This window comes from Deinococcus aetherius (genome assembly GCF_025997855.1).
Classification (GTDB): Bacteria; Deinococcota; Deinococci; order Deinococcales; family Deinococcaceae; genus Deinococcus; species Deinococcus aetherius.
The window spans coordinates 1,665,785-1,684,502 of the sequence record NZ_AP026560.1; the positions used below are offsets into that span (position 1 = coordinate 1,665,785).

The window sequence follows — 18,718 nt, forward strand, 5'->3', positions numbered from 1 at the left end:
GGGAGTCCTGCCGAGACGACCCTGCCCGCCTACCGCCCGGGCTGGTCCGGCGTGGTCTGCGGCTGCCGGGTCTTGAGCCGCACCTGATCCTGGGGAGGGGACGTGAGGTAGGCGAGGGCGCCGGTCACGAAATACGCCGCGAGCGCGAGCCCGGCCCGCCGTCCCGCTCCGGGCCGTCTGCGAAGGGCCTGGATGCCGGACAGGGCGGCGACGATCAGACAAAGGGCGCTGAGGACCGAGAGGAAAAGGTTGAGACTTTCCTGCACGCCCCCACCATACCGCCCACCTCGCTCCCTCCACTCATACGGATTCCGGTTGAACAGTTACAAAAACTGTTCAACCCGAGCAGAGCGAGGAGGAACAAAACGGTTGCCGGGAAAGGAGTTGTCGAATCGGCGCTTTCCCGATTCGATAACGGATTGGACGGGAACTGTATCACAGCGTCAGAATTTCGTGCCCCCTGGGGGTCACGACGACCGTGTGCTCGAACTGGGCGCTGGGCAGCTTGTCGGCGGTGATGACCGTCCAGCCGTCGGGCATCAACCTCGTGTCCGGCGTGCCGAGGTTGATCATGGGCTCGATGGTGAAGACCATGCCCGGCTGGAACTTGAGGCCGGTGTAACGGGCGCCCCAGTGGTAGATGGTCGGTTCCTCGTGCAGCCGCTTGCCGATGCCGTGGCCGGTGTACTCCTTGACCACGCCGTAGCCGCGCGACTCGGCGAGGGACTGGACGGCGTGCCCGATGTCGCCCGTGCGGTTGCCGGGCCTCACAACCTCCAGCCCCGCCGCGAGGCACTGGCGGGTGGTGTCCACCAGCCCCTGCACCTCGGGCGAGACCCTGCCCACCGTGTACGTGTAGCAGGCGTCGCCGTACACGCCGTCGAGCAGCACGCCGATGTCCACGCCGACGATGTCGCCCTCCTTGAGTGCCCGGTCACCGGGGATACCGTGGCAGATCACCTCGTTGACCGAGGCGCAGATGGTGGCGGGGAAGGGGTTGTCGCGCGGGCCGTAGCCCAGGTAGGCGGGGACGGCGCCAGCCCGGCGGATGTGCTCTTCCGCGATGCGGTCGAGGTCGGCGAGGGTGGCGCCGGGTTTGACGTAAGGGTCGAGCAGACGGAAGGTCTCGGCCACGAGCGCCCCCGCGCGGCGCATGGCTTCGATCTCGCGGGCGGATTTGAGGGCGACGCGGCTCATAAGAAAGCAGGCTAGCACGCGCTCCGGAGGCGGAAAGGAGCAGGCCCCACGGGGGACCATCCCGGCCCGGCGAACGGACGGTGGTTCCCGACGGGCAGCTTAAGGCTCGCGACACGAGTGCCCCGGTGCCGCGCGCTAGCCTGCCCCCCATGACTGCCCCGACTCCCCCTGCCCTGTCCCCCGCCCAGCAGCAGGCGCGGCGGCTCGCCACGACCGGCCTCGTCATGGGCGTCTTTCTCGCGGCGCTGGAGGCGAGCGTGGTGGCGGCGGCGATGCCGAGCGTGATAGCCGACCTCGGCGGCCAGCGGCTCTACGCCCTGCCCTTCGCGGTGTATCTGCTGACGAGCACGGTGAGCAGCCCGCTGTGGGGCCGCGCGTCCGACGTGGTGGGGCGCAGGCGGCTGTACCTGGCGGGCGTGGTGATGTTCTTGCTGGGCAGCGCCCTGTGCGGCCTCGCGCAGAACATGCAGTGGCTCGTCGCGGCGCGGGCCCTTCAGGGCCTGGGGGCGGGGGCGGTGCTGCCCCTCACGCTCACCATCATCGGGGAGACGTACTCGCTTGCCGAGCGCGGGCGCGTGCAGGCCTTCATCAGCGGCGTGTGGGGGGTCTCCGGGCTCGTCGGGCCGCTCCTCGGCGGGTGGCTGACGGACGCCCTCTCGTGGCGCTGGACCTTCTACGCCTCGCTGCCCTTCGGGCTCGCCGCCCTGCTGATCGCGTGGCGGCACCTGCGGGAGACGGGCAACCCGCGCCCCGCCCGGCTCGACTGGACCGGCGCCGTGCTGTTCACGTCGGGGAGCGGACTGACCGTCTGGGGGCTGGAGGGGCGGCTGTGGGGGATGGTCGGGCTCGGTCTGCTCGTCCTCGCCGCCGCCGTGTGGATGGAGCGCCGTCACCCCGATCCCCTGCTCCCGATGCGGTCGCTGCGCGAGCGGGTGCCGCGCGTGGCCTTCGCGGGGAACCTGCTGGGCGGCGGGGCGTACTTCGGGGTCATCGCCTACCTGCCGCTCTACGCGCAGGGCGTCGGCGGGGGCGGGGCGACCGGGGCGGGGGCGATCCTGACGCCCATGCTCGTGGGCTGGACGCTGAGTTCGATCTGGAGCGCGCGGCTGCTGACCCGGGTGCCCCTCGCCCGCCTCTCGCAACTGGGCTTCGCGGTGCTCACGGTGATGTTCGCGGCCCTGACTTTCGCGGTCCACTCGCCGCTGTGGGTCACGTCCGCCCTGGGCTTCGTGGTGGGGATGGGGATGGGCTTCGCCATGCTCAGTCTGCTCCTTTCCGCTCAGGAGCGGGCCACCCGGGGCGAGCTGGGGGCGGTGACGAGCGGCGTGCTCTTCGCCCGGCAGATGGGCGGCGCGCTTGGGGTGGCGGTCATGGCCCTGTTGATCGGCCCCGCCGCCATCGAGGCCGGGGGCGTGGCGCTGGCCGAGGGGCTGGGGCGGGCGTACCTCCTCGCGCTGGGGTTGGTGGCGGCCGGGCTGGTGCTGAGCCTGACGCTGCCGAGGGGCGGGGTCAGAAAGGCGGGTGAGGGCGCACCCCAGCCGCAGCCGGAGGCGTCCTCACACTGAGGAGGCGTTCAGCGGGCGTCAGGCCTTGCCAACGGTGAGCTTGAACATCTGTCAAGAGGCAGGATGGGTTCTTACAAACACCGCCCCAGACGTTATTTAAAGAATTAGCGCCTCGGGCTTGAGTAGCTAAAAACACCTCCCTTCGTGAACGTGTAGCGCCGCTATAGCACCGTGCTGGGGATCAAACCAATTCGAGCCTCAGCCGCTTGCCCAGCACACCCGCCGCGCGTTCCAGGGTCCGCAGGGTCACGGCATGATTTTCCGGGTCCAGCAGACGATCTACCGCCGAGCGGCTGGTCTCCATGCGGGAAGCCAGTTCGGTTTTCGTCAAGCCGCTGCGCTTCATCTCCTGTTCAAGTTGAAACGCAATAACGCGCTTCAGTGCCACAACTTCAACGTCAGCCAGCAGGCCCTCTTCCGCCAGGAAGTCATCGAAGCTGCTCCCCATGTGCTTATTCACAGGCTCATTCCTCATTTCCATTCGCCTCCACCTGGCCTAGACGCTTCCGAGCGGTTTCAAGATCATTCTTCGGGGTCTTCTGGGATTTCTTGACGAAACCGTGAAGCAGGATCATGCGGTTGCCAACGACCGTGAAGATGATGCGAGCGATCCCGTCTTCCAGCGTGGTACGGACTTCCCAAAGTCCCTTTTCCAACTTGCGGATCAGGGGCATTCCGATGGGCCAGCCGAACTGAGCCGTCTTGATATCCTCCCCAATGCTCTTGCGGTCTTCCCGAGTCAAGGACTTCAGCCATTCCCGAACGGGCTCATTGCCCACGGTGGTGCGGAAGAACCGAACCTCAAGGATGGGCTGGGGCGTCTCGGGTTCGGGCGAGAGTGTCACACCGCCAGAGTGTACCATTTTTGGTGCGCCTGTGCTGGTTGTATAGTTTCCTGTTGTCTGCGATTGACTCCGCCGACCTGCCCTGCACCCTTCACGCCCTCGCTAGAGCCGCCGAGGTGCCCCGTATCTGGATACACGACCTCCGCCATACCCACGCCAGTCTCCTGGCTTTTCGGGGAGTAGCACCGAAGGTCATCGCGGATCGGTTGGGGCACACGAACGTGGGGTTCACCATGCAGGTGTACACGCACCTGTATGACGAGCAGCGCCGGGAGGCCGCGCCCTGCCTGGCGGAACTGATCCAGCACAGTAGGGCGGGCTGAGCAGAAATCGGCGGGGTAGCACCTCGGTAGCACCGCAACAGAAGAAAGGGGCCGCTCCGACAATCGGAGCGGCTTGTCTGAACGGATCAGAGCGAGGAGGTCAGGCTACCTTTCGTTATTGGAGCACGGCTGAGTAGAAGGCGTGTCAAATATTGGATTCAACAACCTGAAAGCCTTCCGGGAGGCGAGCTGGATTAATCATACATTCCTCGCCCATCACCACGAACGTTAGTGGTAGTTGGTCAAGGTAAAGCACTACTCCGACAACTTGATTAAAAGGGTTCTTGATGTACCTATAACTGCAAATTGACTTACCCTGGTATACGCTAAATTTTATATCCTTACTGACATCTATTATGTAGTTCCCTCCAATCTCATTTCTCATCTGAACGATATTACTTGGATACACAGGATTCCCCATAACATATCTAGATGAGAATGGATCTATCCATTTATCTTCCACAATCAAGCATTCCGCTTTTGCACGAAAGCATAACGAGGCGGTTTGTGTATCCACTATAATTGGATCATCTGTATAGATTGGCTCCCCGTCAGGTAATAAGAAGCGAATCATATAGATTCCAGTAACAGTCCTCCCAAGCAAGGCGTCAACGTTTTGCAATGTCATAAGCCGAGGCACCCCAACTTAAGGAAGGCAGTAGCTTTGCGGGCGAAAGATGGAATATGGTCGGATTGAGCCATAGTAATAAACTTACCATCTTTAGTAATGACTGCAACAAAATCTCCTTGACGGTACAATTGCACATCCTTACCCCAATTACCATATGAGCCAACACGCACTTCATCTGGGTTAGAAATTACCGATTGCGCTAAGGATTTGTAGCCGTTTACTCCTTGTCGGCCATTTTGGAACCCCAAGTCGTTGCCATGACCTGCGAACCCATGTCCTAAATTCTTCTAGTTGACGTCAGATGCATTTACCGTTTGAAACTTTGTGTAAGGCGGCTTGGGGTTGTTTTGATTATGGACCAACCAGCCGTCCTGGCCGACGTAGAAGGTGTGTGCGGTATCGACGGTGAGATTGAACATCTCCCGCAGCTCCAGCGAGGGTGTACCACTCCTTTCCCGACGCTTCCCCGAGCCCCTACCCGTCCAGCGCCGTGAGCACCGCGTCCACGATGCGCTCGCCGTACGCCTCGATGCGCTTTTCGCCCAGGCCGGGCACCCCGCGCAACTCGGCGAGGGTGCGGGGCTGTCTCACGGCCAGGGCCTCCAGGGTCGCGTTCGGGAAGATCACAAAGGCGCTGTGCCCCGTCTCGCGGGAGAGTTCGCGGCGCAGTTCACGCAGGGTCCCAGCGACCTCGGGGTTGGGGGGAGCGGGTGGCGTGTCGCTCGTGGCTTGTGGAGTGGGGGCCGGGAGAGGAGCGGGGCGGGGTTCGGGCTGGGGCCGGGTGGCCGCGTGGGGCTCGTCTGTGACGCCCGGAGAGAAGAGCGCGGTGGGCCGGACTTCCCGCTCTGGGGTCGCCGTCCTGGGCGAGGGGCTGACCTGACCACCTCCCCGCAGGAGACCTAGCACCGCGACATTGTCCGCCGTCCCCCGCTCGGCACTGGTGGGCTGACGGCTGACCACTGACGGCTGACGGCTCCCCACCTGCCCCCGCACCACCTCCAGCACCTCCGCCCCGTAGGCCTCCAGCTTGCGGGCGCCCACGCCGCTCACGCTGCCCAGGGTGTTGAGGCTGCCCGGGCGCAGTTCGGCGATGGTCTTCAGGGTCGAGTCGGCGAAGATCACGTAAGGGGGAACGCCCTGCTCTCGCGCCTTCGTCAGCCGCCACTGCCGCAGGGCCTCGAAGAGGGGGCGGTCCTGGGCGTCCACCGGGGCGCCTCCCTTACGGGCGGAGCGGTCGCGCTCACGGCGGGCGGGCTTGGGGACAAGGGTTTCCTCCCGGAGCATCAGGGTCGCCTCGCCCCGCAGGAGCGCGCGGGCCTTGGGCGTGCTGCTCAGGCCGTGGTGCTCGCCCGCCGTGAGGTAGCCGAGGCTGACGAGTTGCCGCAACAGGCCGCGCCACGTCTTCTCGTCATGCTCACGCCCGACCCCGAAGGTGGGGAGGGCGTGGTGGCCCATCGCGCGCACCTTGTCGGTTTCGCGGCCCAGCAGCACGTCGGTGAGGTGCGCCGCGCCGAAGCGGTTCCCGGTCCGCACCGCCGCCGAGAGGGCCATCTGCGCCTCGCGGGTGGCGTCGCGGACGCGGGGGGGCTGAAGGCACACGTCACAATTTCCGCACGGAGCCTCCAGCGTCTCCCCGAAGTACGAGAGGAGCACCTGGCGGCGGCAGGTCGCGGCCTCGCAGTAGGTCAGCAGGGCGTCGAGCTTGGCGGCCTCCACCCGCTTGACCTCGGGGGGCGCGAGGCTCTGGTCGAGCATCCGCTTGACGTTCACCACGTCGGTCAGGCCGTAGACCATCCAGGCGGTGCTCGGCAGGCCGTCGCGCCCGGCGCGGCCCGTCTCCTGGTAGTAGCCCTCCATGCTCTTGGGCAGGTCGAGGTGGGCCACGAAGCGCACGTTGGGCTTGTCGATGCCCATCCCGAAGGCGACCGTGGCGACGACGACCATCCCCTCCTCGTTGAGAAAGCGGTCCTGGGCCAGATTGCGCTCGCGCGGCGAGAGGCCCGCGTGGTACGGCAGCGCGTCCACCCCCTGCGCCTGGAGCCACTTGGCGGTCTCCTCCACCGACTTGCGCGAGAGGCAGTACACTATGCCCGCGTCGCCTGTATGTTCGGCCTGGATGAAGTCGAGAAGCTGGGTCTTGGGCCCCTCCTTGTTCGCCACCCGGTACTGGATATTCGGGCGGTCGAAGGAGGAGACGAACTGCGGCGCCCCGTGCAGACCGAGCACCCGCAGGATGTCCTCCCGGGTGCGCTCGTCGGCGGTGGCGGTGAGGGCCACGCGCGGGAGGTGGGGGAAACGCTGCGGCAGCACGCCGAGTTGCCCGTACTCGGGCCGGAAGTCGTGCCCCCACTGGGAGACGCAGTGGGCCTCGTCGATGGCGAAGAGGGCGACGGGGGAGCGGGCCAGCAGGTCGAGGGTGCGGTCGAGCAGCAGCCGCTCGGGCGCGACGTACAGCAGGTCGAGGTCCCCGGCGACCAGAGCCGCCTCCACCTCCCGCACCCCCTCCGCCTGAAGGGTGGAGTTGAGGAAGGCCGCCCGCACGCCCACCTGCCGCAGCGCGTCCACCTGATCCTTCATCAGCGCGATCAGCGGCGAGACGACGATCCCCACGCCGGGACGGAGCAGCGAGGGCACCTGATAGCACAGGCTCTTGCCGCCACCCGTCGGCATCAGGACGAGCGCGTTGCCCCCTTCCGACACCGTGCGCACGATGTCGGCCTGCACGCCCCGGAAGGCGTCGTAACCCCAGACGCTTTTCAGGACGGTGAGGGCGCGCTGGTCGGTGGCCGTGCTGTTCGAGGAGGCGGGGGCAGCGGTCATCGGGAGACAGGATAGCGCGGTTACGTCACCGGCATAATCGGGATCGAGGCCCCGACGGGGGGAAGCGGGTGGGTTCAACCCACCTCCCCCGTCAGGCCCGAACCGGACTCCCTGGGTTCAGCACTGCACGTCCACGACCGTGCGCCCCCGCACCCGGCCCGCCAGAATCTCCCCCGCGAGGGCGGGCACGTCGCTCAGGGGCCTGACCTGGGTCACCTCGGCGAGCCTGTCGGCGGGCAGGTCGCGGGCGAGTCGGGTCCAGGCGGCCTGACGGCGCTCCTGCGGGCAATTCACCGAGTCGATCCCGAGAAGGTTCACCCCCCGCAGGATGAAGGGAAAGACGGTGGTGGGAAGGGCACTTCCGCCCGCCAACCCGCAGGCCGCGACCGAACCGTGGGCCCGGGTGCTGGCAATCGCCCCGGCGAGCGTGTCCCCGCCCACGCTGTCCACCACGCCCGCCCAGCGTTCCTTTTCGAGGGGGCGCCCCAGGGCGGGCAACTCCTCGCGCCCGATCACGTTCGCGGCACCGAGGGAGCGCAGGTAAGCCTCCTCCTCCCGCCGCCCGGTGCTCGCCGTGACCGTGTGGCCCGCCGCCGTCAGGAGGGCGACCGCCGTGCTCCCGACGCCGCCCGCCGCGCCCGTGACGAGGACCTCGCCGCTCCCGGGCGCGACCCCGTGTTCTCCGAGGCTCAACACCGCCAGCATCGCGGTGAAGCCCGCCGTGCCGACGCTCATGGCCCACTCGGGGGTGGTGCCGGGCGGCAGGGGCACGAGCCACGCCGCGCGCACCCGCGCGTACTCGGCATAACCGCCGTCCTGCCGCTCGCCGATGCCCCAGCCCGTGAGCACCACGGCGTCGCCCGGCTGGTAGGTGCCCGTCTCGTCACTGACCACGGTTCCGGCGAGGTCGATGCCGGGCGTCATCGGGTACGACCGCAGGACGCCCGGTTTGCCCGCCACGGCGAGGCCGTCTTTGTAGTTCAGGCTGGAGTGGGTCACCCGCACGACCGTATCCCCGGCGGGGAGGTCTTCGGGCGTGAGGCTCTGGAACTCGGCGCGGAAGCCCGCGTCGTCCTTCACGGCACGCAGGGCGCGGAACTGTTCGGGCAGGGTGGGCTGGGTCATGGGGAAACCTCCTCGGGGAAAGGGGCCGGGGTTGTGGATGCCGGACAAGCCTACCCCGGGAAGCGAGGAGGGCTGCGTTACCGGGGGGGTACGGGACCTGCACGCCTGTAGAGTTCCGGTATGCACACTCCCCACAGCCGGGCTGAACTGCTTGCGCGGATCGCGTTCGAGCGGCAACTGTGGCAGGACACCGTGGAGGCCATCGGTCCACGCCACGCCCTTGCACCGGGCGCAATGGGGCGAGACTGGACCTTCCTCGATCTGGTGGCCCACCTCACGACGTGGTGGCGGTGGGAGGTGGCGAACGTCGCCCTGATTCGGCGTGGAGAGCGGCCTTCCCCCCCTCCTTCCCGTGAGGAGGTGCAGGTGATCAACGCCTGGACGCAACTCACCAACCGGGACCGTGCCTGGAAGGACGTGACACGCGACGCCGCCGAGACGTGGGACCAGTTGGCGGCAGGTGTGGCCGCGCTGCCCGAGCAAGACCTACTCGCCGTGGGAGGATTTGAATGGCTGGGCGACGAGGGCCTTGGTCAGCGCCTGCTGGTGGGCTTCCTGGACCACTGGCACGTCGAGCACGAGCCGAAAGCCCGCGCCCTGCTGGACGACCTGACCGCGCGGGGTTAGACGCTCACGGGGTGGGACTGACGTAGAACCAAAGTTGATTGTTCCCTCATCCCCCGACCGCTACACTCGCCCCGTGCGCCGCCGTGCCGTTCTCCTCCTCCTGCTTCTCCTCGCCGGGCTGGTCGCCCTGCTCTCCCCCGCCGCCCCGGCCCTGGCCCGCTACGGGGCCTTGCCCCGCAAGGCGGACGGCCCGGTCACGCTGCTGCTGGCGGGCGTCACACCGAACTACCCGCCCAGCCCGGTGTGGCCCTACCCGGCGGCCCCCGAGGACTACAGCGGCCTGACCGATACCATCGTCCTCGCGCAGTTCCGGCCGGACGGCACGGCGAACCTGCTCTCCATCCCACGCGACACCTGGATGAACATTCCCGGCTGGGGCTGGGGCAAGATCAACGGCTCGAACGTCCACGGGGGGCCCGAGATGCTGGTGGACGCCGTGCAGCGCCTGACGGGCGTGCGGGTGGACGGGTACGCCCTGCTCTCGCTCCACGCCGTGCGCTCGCTTACCGACGCGGCGGGCGGAGTGACCCTCGATGTGCCGCAGCGCATGAAGTACGACGACAATGCGGGAAAGCTCCACATCGACCTGCAACCGGGGCGCCAGCATCTCAGCGGCGGGCAGGCCGAGGGCTTCCTGCGCTTTCGCAAGGACGGCCTGGGCGACATCGGGCGGGTGGCGCGGCAGCAGACCTACCTGTCGGCGATGGTGGGTCAGGTGAAAAGTCCGGTCAACTGGTGGCGCCTACCCGGCATGGTCGCCGCGCTGAACGCGAACACGAAGTCCAACCTGACGCGGGAGGAGGTCGGCGCCGTCCTCGGCTCGGCGCTGGCGGGGCTGAAGGTCAACATGCACACCGTTCCCGGCTCCTTCGGCGGGGGCGGGACCTGGCTTCCCGACCGCGCGGCCCTGGAGGCTATCGTCCGCGAGCACTTCCGCGACCCGAACGACCCCCGCTTCCTCACCGTGGCGGTCGTGAACGTCGGGGCGCCCGGCGGCTCCGCCCGCCGCCTCAAGGCCCGGCTGGAGGAGCTGGGCTACCAGGACGTGCGGATTTCCGACGGCCCGCGCGCCGACGTGCCCACCACCGTCACCGGCAAGGCCGCCTCCGCCGTCCTGCGCGACGTGGGCCACGGGCAACTCTCCGACGCGGAGGGCGTTCCCGGCGCGGACGTGACCGTGCGCCTGGGGAGCGACACGCCCGCGAACTGATGGGCTCTCCCCGTGAGCGGTGTCCGAACTCAACGGGAGAAATCTGAATCGATTCAGCCCGCCGCCCTTCCTGCTACGCTCGGCGGGTGACGCACCCTCTTACCGGCGATCTCCAGTGGTGGCAGAGCGGAATCATCTACCAGATTTATCCGCGCTCCTTTCAGGACGCCTCGGGCGATGGCGTGGGCGACCTGCGCGGGATCACCTCAAGGCTGGGGTACGTGGCCTCGCTGGGGGTGGAGGCGGTGTGGCTTTCCCCCATCTTCACGAGCCCCATGCGCGACTTCGGGTACGACGTGGCCGACTACGTAGGCATCGACCCCCTCTTCGGCACGCTGGAGGATTTCGACGCGCTGGTGGCGGAGGCGGGGCGACTGGGGTTGAAGGTGATGCTCGACTTCGTGCCCAACCACACCTCGTCCGACCATCCGTGGTTCCGGGAGGCGTTGACCGGGCGCGGGAGCCCGAAGCGCGACTGGTACGTGTGGCGCGACGCGGCCCCGGACGGCGGCCCCCCGAACAACTGGAAGTCCTTTTTCGGGGGCGGCGCATGGACGCTCGACGAGGCCAGCGGGCAGTATTACCTCCACCAGTTCCTGCCCAGTCAGCCCGACCTCAACTGGCGCAACCCCAAGGTGCGCGCGGCGATGGCGGACGTGCTGCGTTTCTGGATGCAGCGGGGAGTGGACGGCTTCCGGGTGGACGTGATCTGGCTGCTGGCGGAGGACGAGCGCTTTCTGGACGAGCCGGAGAACCCCGAGTGGCGGCCCGGGCAGCCCGAGCACAATAGCCTCCTGCACATCTACACCCAGGACCAGCCCGAAACTCACGCGTACATCCGTGAGTTGCGGCAGGTCCTCGACGAATTCTCGGCGCCGGGGCACGACCGGATGATGGTGGGAGAGATCTACCTTCCGGTGGACCGCCTGCTTCCCTTCGCGGGCACGCGGGACGCGCCGATGGTCCATCTGCCCTTCAACTTCCACCTGATCCTGATGCCGTGGGACGCCGCGCAGGTGCGCGCCTTCGCCGACATGTACGACGCGGCGTGCCGGGCGGCCGCCTCGTGGCCGAACTGGGTCCTCGGCAACCACGACCAGCACCGCTTCAAGACGCGGGTGGGGGCGGCGCAGTACCGGGTGGCTCAGACGCTGCTCCTGACCCTGCGCGGCACGCCGACCGCCTACTACGGTGACGAGATCGGCATGGAGAACGTGCCCATCCCCGTAGGCAAGATGGTGGACCCGGCGGGCCTCCAGCAGCCCGACGTGCCGAGCGCCAGCCGCGACCCCGAACGCACCCCGATGCAGTGGGACACCTCCCCAAATGCGGGGTTCGCCCCGGCGGACGCGACCCCCTGGCTCCCCCTCGCCGCCGACTTCGAGACGGTGAACGTACGGGCGCAGGAGGACGACCCCACGAGCGACCTGAACTACTTCCGGGCCCTGACCTGGTTGCGCCGCGAGCACTCCGCCCTGATCGGCGGCGACTACCGCTCGCTGGAGACCGGCTTTGCCGACGTGTTCGCCTTCGAGCGGACGCTGGGGGATGAGCGCCTGACCGTCCTGCTCAACTTCGGCGGCGAGGAGCGCGACCTGGGCGAGACCGCGTGGGGGACAACGCTCCTGAGCAGCCGGAACGATACCCCGGCGAGCGGCGCCGCGCTGAGGCCGAACGAGGCGCGGATTCTGGGGTAGGGGCGGCGCCCGGAGCGCAAGGGTGGGCTTGAGCAAGATTCGCAGGCCTACCCTGAGCTTTTTCCCCCTCCCCCTTGAGGGGGGAGGTTGGGAGGGGGTGAACAGGCACGACCCGGAGCGCTGCGGGAGGGCCAGGCATCCCGCAAGCGACTGGGCGGGTCACACCCCCTCCGCTCCGCAACTTTGCCAGTCGCCCACGAGGGAGAAAGACACCACGAGCGACCCCTCAATACGGCAACCCCGACAGCCCCAGCAGCGTCTCCCGCACCGCGTGGGCGCTGGCCGGGCGGCGGGCGCGGTCGGGGTCGGTGAGGGCGGCGTAGAGGGGGGCGAGGGGGTCGGGGCCGAACAGGACGGGAGCGCCGGGCTCGGGCAGTTCCCCCGTCAATCCCCAGCCCAGCAGCACGCCGACGCCATAAAGGTCGCTCTCGGGGCCGAGGGGCTCGCCGCGCGCCGCCTCCGGGCTCTGGAAGGCGGCGGTGCCCACGCGGGTGGGGACGGGAAAGACCTCGCGCACCGGGCCCGACAGGTCGAGGTCCACCACGGTCGCGCCGCCACCTTGCTCCACGAGCACGTTCTCGGGCTTGAGGTCGCGGTGGACGAGCCCGCGCGTGTGCAGGTGGTCGAGCGCCCCGAGCACGTGGGCGAGGGTGAGCAAAAAGGTGCGGCGATCACAGGTCAGGGCGGGCCGCCGGAGGTAACGCTCGAAGAGGGTGACGCCGCGCGCGAGCGTCATGACGAGGGCGGGACGGTCTTCCACCTGCGTGGCAGCCAGCACCCGGACGAGGCGCGGGTGGTCGAGTCCGCTCGCGTGGCGGTACTCCCGTACGGCATGCTGAGTGTAGGCGGCCTCGAAGATTTTGACCGCGCACGCCTGCCCCTGTGGCCCCACCGCGAAATAAACGACGCTGTGCGACCCGCGACCGAGGGGGCGCACGAGCCTGACCCCCTCCCCCACCATCTGACCCGCCAGCGGCATTTCACCCAACGTTAACCTATCTGGGGCGGCCGTGGAGGTGAGATCGGCGGCAAACGGAAAGCGCCCCGGTGGGGGACGCTTCCTCGGGGCGCAAAGCCCGGGTTCAGCTCAGCGACTCGTCCTTCGTCCCAGACATTCCCGCGCCCGTCATCTGCTGGGTCTCGGCGTAGGCCTGGGGCATGGGGGGCGCGAGCATGGGCTCCTGGCCCATCGGCTGGGCGGCGACGAGACGGAACTCGCCCATGCCGTCGAGCGAGGGACCCTGGGTCCAGCGGCCCTGCGGGGGCTGCACGCCCTCGATCCCGGTGAAGACGTAATCGTAGCTCACGTCGCGCAGTTCCTCCTTCACCGGGAAGGAGTTGGGGATGGGCAGGGTGCCCTGATGACCGCCCAATTCCTCGATCACGGCGAGCCACTGCTGCTGGTGCATGGTGTCCCGGGCGATCAGGAAGCGCAGCATGTCCTTCATGCCGGGGTCGTCGGTCAGCTCGAAGAGGCGGCAGGCCAGGGCGCGGCCCGTCGCCTCGGCGGTCACGTTGGAGTACATGTCGGCGGCGAGGTTGCCGCTGGCGTACACATGCGAGCCGTCGAAGGGCACGCCGTTGGCGTCGGAGGCTAGCGCCGCCATGCCCGCCGAGAGGTACTGGCGGGGGTCCCCGCCGCCCATCACGGCCTCCACGAGGGGGTTGGCCTTGGCGGCGGCCTCCTGCATGGTGCTGGAAGCCCCCTCCAGGTTCATCGCCACGGCGGTCGCCAGCATCTCGATGTGGGCGATCTCCTCGGTGCCGGTGGCGAGCAGCATGTCACGGTACTTCTTGGGGCCGCGTGCGCCGAACGCCTGGAAGAGGTACTGGAGGCACACCCGCATTTCGCCCTCCACGCCGCCAATCGCCTGTTGCAGGGCGCGGGCGAAGCGTGGGTCGGGCGTCTCGACGCGAACGGGGTACTGCAACTTGCCGTCGTAATAGAACATGATTTCTCCCCTCTCGCCGCTTGGAACGGCCAGTGCCGCCAATTCAAACAAAGGTCAGCGTGTGCCCCGTGAATCCCGCCTTCACGCCGGGGGCGAGAAACCTTTAGCCAGAGGCCAGAATGAATCGCAACCCCGTTTCCGCCGCCCCTAGAATCGCCCCATGTCGGACTTCGGGTTGGTGCTGGGGGGCGGGGGCGCGCGGGGCCTCGCCCATATCGGGGTCTGGCGGGTGCTGGAGGAAGAAGGACTGCGCCCGAGGGTGCTGGCGGGCACGAGCATCGGCGGGCTCGTCGCGGCCTTTATCGCGGCGGGCTTCTCGGCCGAGGACCTGACGCGGGTGTCGGGTGCGGTGTCGTGGCGGCGGCTCCTCGACTGGCGGCTGGGGCGGGGCCTGCTGAACGCGGTGGCCTTCGAGGCGTGGCTGGGGGCGAACCTTCCCCCCACCTTCGAGGAACTGCGCACCCCGCTGGCGGTGACGGCGACCGACGTGCTCACCGGGCGGCAGGTGTACCTGTCGAGCGGCAGGCTCTTCCCGGCACTGCGGGCGACGACCGCCTACCCCGGCGCCATCGACCCGGTGCCCCAGGGGGACATGCTGCTCGCCGACGGGGGCGTCCTCAATCAGGTGCCGGTGGACGCCGCGCTCTTTTTAGGGGTTCACCGGGTGGTGGCGGTGGACGTGACCGCATCCGGTCCCCTCGAACTGCCCGCGCGGCGCCGTCTGTGGCGGCGGGAGGCGGAGGCGCACCTGGGGCCCGTTCAGGCACTGCGGCGGGCCGCCGACATCATGCAGGCGCAATTGACCGACGCGCGGCTGAGCCTTTACCGCCCGGACGTGCTGCTGCGGCCCGCCGTGGTGGGGGTGGACCTCCAGAGCTTCCACCGGGGCACGCAGGCAATCCAGGCGGGGGAGGAGGCCGCGCGGGCCGAGTTGCCCCGGCTGCGGGCTCTGGCCTCCTGACCAGAGGGGACCTTTCGCCGTGCGGGCGGGGGTCAGCGTCCGCTATGCTGCGCCGGGACAACCCAAGGGAGCAGCATGACGAGACTAACCGGGGCCGCGTCCGGCCCGCTCAGGAAACTCTGGAAAGAAGTCTTGGAGCCCATCGTGTTCGCGGTGGTGATCACCCAATTTCTGGCGACCCTCGTCGGCGTGGACGGCGTGAGCATGATGCCGAACCTGCGCGACCACGAGCGCGTGTTCGTGCCCAAGTACGAGACCTGGCTGCACAAGGCGGGCGTCGGTAACTTCCAGCGCGGTGACATCCTGATCTTCAAGCCCCCCCGCGAGGCCGCCGCCGAGATCCCCAACCTCAACCGCAGCGCCTTCGGGCTGTGGACCTACCGCCCCTTCCTGATCAAGCGGTTGATCGGCCTGCCCGGCGACCGGGTGCGCGTCTCGGGCGGCGAGGTGTTCATCAACGGCGTCAAGCTCGACCAGAGCTGGACGACCGACTACTGGCGCAACCAGGGCTGCTGGGACACCCAGAGCGACCTGGCGAACAACGCGACCTCCAGCGGGGCGGGCCTCCTTCAGGACCAGCCCGAGATCACCGTGCCCGCCGGGCACTACTTCGTCATGGGCGACAACCGCACGGCGGGCGGCAGCGAGGACTCGCGCCTCTTCGGCCCGGTGCCCCTGCGCGACCTCGCCGGGCGGGCGGCGGCCGTGGTGTGGCCGATCATGCGCAAGACAAACGCCAACTACGACTGCTCGTCGGGTCAGGTGACAGGCTTCAGCGGCCCCAGCGTCCTCAACTGGCGCGTGCTGGAGCGCCCCGAGGCCTTCGACACCCTCAAAAGCCAACTGGCGAAGCAGGGAGACTGACAGGGACGGAAGACAGGAAAGTGGGGAGCGTCGGCTGTGAGTCGGCGCTCTTTTCCGTGTGCCTTGCCGGACAACGTATTTTCAGCTCCTCCCCGCTTGTGGGGGACTTACAAAGCTGCGAAGCAGCGGGGGGAACGAAGCGGCCGAGCAACTTTCTCCCACCTCTCCAACGAAACCCACAGCAACGGCCAGGGGCGCCCGGCTCTGCCGCCGACACGCCCCCGAACAACTCCAGATGCTCAATCTTCCTCTTCCCCCTCGTCCCCGTCGTCCTCCCCCAGCACGCGGATGTCGGTGCTCTCCTCCACCACCCGGTACTCGCCCTCCTTGGCGATGAAGTCGGCGGCCATGCGCAGGGTTTCTTCTACCCAGCCGTAGTCGTTGCTCAGCGTGGCGACGCCGATGACCTCCCAGTCGTGGGCGTTCAGGCCGTCGAGGCGGGCGACAGTCAGGGGGTAGCGGGCCTTGAGGCGCTCGACGACGGGGCGGACCAGGGCCCGCTTCTCCTTGAGGTTGGAGACCCACGGCATCTCGACCCGGACGGTCAGGACGCCGACGTAACCGAGGGCCACGGGGGCTAGAGCATCCCCGCCAGGAAGCCCTGGGTACGCACGGCGCGCACGAGGTCCATGACGGTGTGCTGACTGGGGTCGTAGTGGACTTCGATCTGGCCGTCGTCGGGGGTGGCGCGGCTCACGCCGGGTAAAGCGAGCAGGTGAGCGGCGACGCGCTCCCCGGCCTCGCGGTTCATGCCGCGAACGCCGAGCAGCACGCGGGTAGCAGGACTCGTCATGCCACCCATTATGCGCCCCCCTCCGCCCCCGCCGCCGCCGACTTCCCCACGCCCGGACCACCCGGGCCCAGCCGCTCGCCGGGGGCCGTTCCCGCGCGGGTGCCCAGGTGACACACCGCGTAACGCCCGGTGACGTGCGCCTCCTCCTCCCCGGCGGCGACCTCCAGCGCGGGCGTGATCGGGAAATGCACCTCGTAGACGGCGGTGTCGTACGCGCTCTTGACCGTCGCGTGCAGGAGGCCCGCCGCCGTCTCCGCTGGGGCGTCCGGGGCGAGGAGCACCGTCCGCACGAGCACGATGGGCCGGTCCCCTTGCCACACGTGCTGGGCGAGGATGGCACCCGCGAGGCCGCCCGCGTCGTCCTGCGCGACAAAGGAGTGTTCGCTGCGCTCGTAGAACTTCAGGGCGGGGAGCCTGGTGCTGAGCCTTCCCTCGCGCTCGCGGTCAGGCAGGGCGTCGAAGCCGGGGTCGGCGTGACGCTGCGCGGCGAGGTCGAGGGCCGCCAGGGCGTCGTAGTCGGGCTCGGCGAAGGTGCGGTAACGCATGGGGGCAGGCTAGCGCGGGCGGGCGAGGGCGGCCCTGATCTCGGCGAGGTCCGGCATCGCGTCCTGCGCCCCCGGGCGGGTGCAGGCGAGGGCGGCGGCGACGGTGGCGGCGGAAAGCGCCTCGGGGAGGGGCCGACCGGACGAGAGCCACGCGACGAGCACCCCGCAGAAGGTATCGCCCGCACCCGTCGTGTCCACGGGAGGAACCGGATAGGCAGGGAGGCGGTGGGGGGCCTCCGGGGTGACGGTCAGACTCCCCTCCGCCCCGAGCGTGACCGTGACGGCCTGCGGGCCGAGTTCGAGGAGGGAGCGGGCGGCTTCCTCCACATCCCCTCCTCCACCCGCCAACGCCGCCAGTTCGTGCTCGTTCACGATCAGGTGATCCGTGTGGGCGAGGAGGTCGGGGTCGGGCTCGCGGGCGGGCGCGGCGTTGAGCACCACGGTCAGACCGGCGGCGTGGGCGCGGCGGGCGGCCTCGCAGGTGACCTCGGGAGGCAGCTCGCCCTGGAGGAGCAGGTGGGTGAAGCCCTCCCAGCCCTCCGGCAGGTGCGCGGACATGACGTGCGCGTTCGCCCCGCTCGCCACCGTGATCGCGTTCTCGCCCTCCGGCGAGACGGTGATCAGGGCGAGGCCGGTGGGGGCATCGAGGGTGTGGAGGTGGTCGAGCCCCACGCCCGCCCGGGTCAGGCCGCGCAGGGCCGCCTCCCGAAAAGCGTCCCCCCCGACCGCGCCGCAGAGGGCCACCCGCGCTCCCGCCAGGGCGGCGGCCACCGCCTGATTCGCGCCCTTGCCACCCGGAGACACCGTGGCGTCCCCGCCCAGAACGGTCTCGCCGGGGGCCGGAATCCGCTCCGCCCGCACCGTCAGGTCGGCGTTCACGCTCCCCACGACAAGCACGGTCATTCCAGGCCCGCCGTTTCTTCCGGGTAACGCTCCCGCCACAGGGCCCAGCCCTCCTCGGGAAAGGCGCGCCTCGCCTCGGGGGCGAAGAGGCGGGCGCCCTCGCGCTCCAGCTCGGGGTCGGGGGCGGGGAGAACCTCGGTCTCCTGCATGGCGGGGTGGCTACTCCAGGCGATGATGCGGCCCGAGCCGCCCCACGGGTCGCTCGTCGCCCAGACCACCCGCCCCACCCCGAGCAGCGCACTCGCCCCGCCGCACATTAAGCAGGGCTCCAAGCTGGTGTAGAGGGTCAGCTCCCCCGCGCCTTGCACCTTGCCCACCGCGAAGAACACGTCCATCTCGGCGTGCGCCACGCTCGCCGCCCCGATGTGCTCGGGCGTCTGGGCCTCGCCCACCCGGTTGCGGCCCCGCGCGACGATCTCACCCTGGGCATTGACGAGCACGGCGCCGACCGGGGCGCTGCCCGCCTCCTGCGCCTCACGCGCCAGCCGCAGGGCTTCTTCGAGGTAGGGGCGGTGGGGGGAGGCATCCGGGCGGGGGGCTGTCATAGGGCCATCTTGCACGAGCCCGGCCCGTCCCTCCGTGGGTTCACGGACGGGTTGGAGGAATTTGTGTACCGGCCCTCCCCCGCAAACACCCGCTGGGGGAGTGCAAAAGCCGCGC

At 68.9% G+C, this 18,718-nt stretch carries 20 protein-coding genes; 7 read left to right on the top strand and 13 right to left on the bottom strand.

Going from position 1 to position 18,718, the window contains the following annotated elements:
* Positions 1-29: 29 nt before the first annotated feature.
* Entirely contained in the window at positions 30-266 is a 237-nt protein-coding gene (locus tag DAETH_RS08330; protein WP_264774434.1) for a hypothetical protein, read from the bottom strand.
* 169 nt (positions 267-435) lie between these two features.
* Positions 436-1,197: a type I methionyl aminopeptidase gene (gene map / locus DAETH_RS08335; protein ID WP_264774435.1), complete on the bottom strand. Its 762-nt coding sequence runs from the start codon at positions 1,195-1,197 to the stop codon at positions 436-438.
* Between the two features lie 149 nt (positions 1,198-1,346).
* Between map and DAETH_RS08340 the strand changes: the two genes are divergently transcribed.
* Complete coding sequence (locus DAETH_RS08340) at positions 1,347-2,762, top strand: MDR family MFS transporter (RefSeq protein WP_264774436.1); 1,416 nt, start codon at positions 1,347-1,349, stop codon at positions 2,760-2,762.
* A gap of 181 nt (positions 2,763-2,943) precedes the next feature.
* Here DAETH_RS08340 and DAETH_RS08345 read toward each other — a convergent pair whose 3' ends face one another.
* Both DAETH_RS08345 and DAETH_RS08350 read right to left on the bottom strand, forming a co-directional pair.
* Entirely contained in the window at positions 2,944-3,222 is a 279-nt protein-coding gene (locus tag DAETH_RS08345) for a helix-turn-helix domain-containing protein (RefSeq protein ID WP_264774437.1), read from the bottom strand.
* Between the two features lie 4 nt (positions 3,223-3,226).
* Positions 3,227-3,607 (bottom strand): type II toxin-antitoxin system RelE/ParE family toxin, encoded by a 381-nt coding sequence (locus DAETH_RS08350; protein ID WP_264774438.1) that lies wholly within the window; start codon positions 3,605-3,607, stop codon positions 3,227-3,229.
* Between the two features lie 53 nt (positions 3,608-3,660).
* Between DAETH_RS08350 and DAETH_RS08355 the strand changes: the two genes are divergently transcribed.
* Positions 3,661-3,930 carry a tyrosine-type recombinase/integrase gene (locus DAETH_RS08355; RefSeq protein ID WP_264774439.1) on the top strand — a complete coding sequence of 90 codons (270 nt, stop codon included), beginning with the start codon at positions 3,661-3,663 and terminating at the stop codon, positions 3,928-3,930.
* A gap of 1,105 nt (positions 3,931-5,035) precedes the next feature.
* Here DAETH_RS08355 and recQ read toward each other — a convergent pair.
* A complete protein-coding gene (gene recQ / locus DAETH_RS08360) occupies positions 5,036-7,381 on the bottom strand; it encodes a DNA helicase RecQ (protein ID WP_264774440.1) in 2,346 nt (781 codons plus the stop codon).
* A gap of 117 nt (positions 7,382-7,498) precedes the next feature.
* Entirely contained in the window at positions 7,499-8,506 is a 1,008-nt protein-coding gene (locus tag DAETH_RS08365) for an MDR family oxidoreductase (RefSeq protein WP_264774441.1), read from the bottom strand.
* Between the two features lie 120 nt (positions 8,507-8,626).
* Here DAETH_RS08365 and DAETH_RS08370 point away from each other — a divergent pair, with 120 nt between their 5' ends.
* From DAETH_RS08370 to DAETH_RS08380, 3 genes are all read left to right on the top strand, one after another.
* Entirely contained in the window at positions 8,627-9,133 is a 507-nt protein-coding gene (locus tag DAETH_RS08370) for a ClbS/DfsB family four-helix bundle protein (protein WP_264774442.1), read from the top strand.
* A 73-nt stretch (positions 9,134-9,206) separates the two neighbouring features.
* A complete protein-coding gene (locus DAETH_RS08375) occupies positions 9,207-10,343 on the top strand; it encodes an LCP family protein (protein ID WP_264774443.1) in 1,137 nt (378 codons plus the stop codon).
* A gap of 86 nt (positions 10,344-10,429) precedes the next feature.
* Positions 10,430-12,040: an alpha-amylase family glycosyl hydrolase gene (locus DAETH_RS08380; protein ID WP_264774444.1), complete on the top strand. Its 1,611-nt coding sequence runs from the start codon at positions 10,430-10,432 to the stop codon at positions 12,038-12,040.
* A gap of 226 nt (positions 12,041-12,266) precedes the next feature.
* Here DAETH_RS08380 and DAETH_RS08385 read toward each other — a convergent pair whose 3' ends face one another.
* Complete coding sequence (locus tag DAETH_RS08385) at positions 12,267-13,019, bottom strand: serine/threonine-protein kinase (protein ID WP_264774445.1); 753 nt, start codon at positions 13,017-13,019, stop codon at positions 12,267-12,269.
* A 103-nt stretch (positions 13,020-13,122) separates the two neighbouring features.
* A complete protein-coding gene (locus DAETH_RS08390) occupies positions 13,123-13,992 on the bottom strand; it encodes a manganese catalase family protein (RefSeq protein WP_264774446.1) in 870 nt (289 codons plus the stop codon).
* A gap of 160 nt (positions 13,993-14,152) precedes the next feature.
* Here DAETH_RS08390 and DAETH_RS08395 point away from each other — a divergent pair, with 160 nt between their 5' ends.
* A complete protein-coding gene (locus tag DAETH_RS08395) occupies positions 14,153-14,953 on the top strand; it encodes a patatin-like phospholipase family protein (RefSeq protein ID WP_264774447.1) in 801 nt (266 codons plus the stop codon).
* Positions 14,954-15,028: 75 nt separating this feature from the next.
* Positions 15,029-15,817 carry a signal peptidase I gene (lepB, locus tag DAETH_RS08400; protein WP_264774448.1) on the top strand — a complete coding sequence of 263 codons (789 nt, stop codon included), beginning with the start codon at positions 15,029-15,031 and terminating at the stop codon, positions 15,815-15,817.
* 239 nt (positions 15,818-16,056) lie between these two features.
* Here the strand turns inward: lepB and DAETH_RS08405 are convergent, their stop codons facing one another.
* From DAETH_RS08405 to DAETH_RS08425, 5 genes are read right to left on the bottom strand one after another with little or no spacing between them, the layout of a single operon-like run.
* Complete coding sequence (locus tag DAETH_RS08405; RefSeq protein ID WP_264774449.1) at positions 16,057-16,389, bottom strand: DUF503 domain-containing protein; 333 nt, start codon at positions 16,387-16,389, stop codon at positions 16,057-16,059.
* Positions 16,390-16,394: 5 nt separating this feature from the next.
* A complete protein-coding gene (locus tag DAETH_RS08410; RefSeq protein ID WP_264774450.1) occupies positions 16,395-16,619 on the bottom strand; it encodes a heavy-metal-associated domain-containing protein in 225 nt (74 codons plus the stop codon).
* Positions 16,619-17,155 carry a DUF1999 domain-containing protein gene (locus tag DAETH_RS08415; protein WP_264774451.1) on the bottom strand — a complete coding sequence of 179 codons (537 nt, stop codon included), beginning with the start codon at positions 17,153-17,155 and terminating at the stop codon, positions 16,619-16,621. Before DAETH_RS08415 ends, DAETH_RS08410 begins: the two co-directional genes overlap by 1 nt.
* A gap of 9 nt (positions 17,156-17,164) precedes the next feature.
* Complete coding sequence (locus DAETH_RS08420; RefSeq protein WP_264774452.1) at positions 17,165-18,058, bottom strand: ribokinase; 894 nt, start codon at positions 18,056-18,058, stop codon at positions 17,165-17,167.
* Positions 18,055-18,603 carry a nucleoside deaminase gene (locus tag DAETH_RS08425; RefSeq protein WP_264774453.1) on the bottom strand — a complete coding sequence of 183 codons (549 nt, stop codon included), beginning with the start codon at positions 18,601-18,603 and terminating at the stop codon, positions 18,055-18,057. Before DAETH_RS08425 ends, DAETH_RS08420 begins: the two co-directional genes overlap by 4 nt.
* Positions 18,604-18,718: the final 115 nt, after the last annotated feature.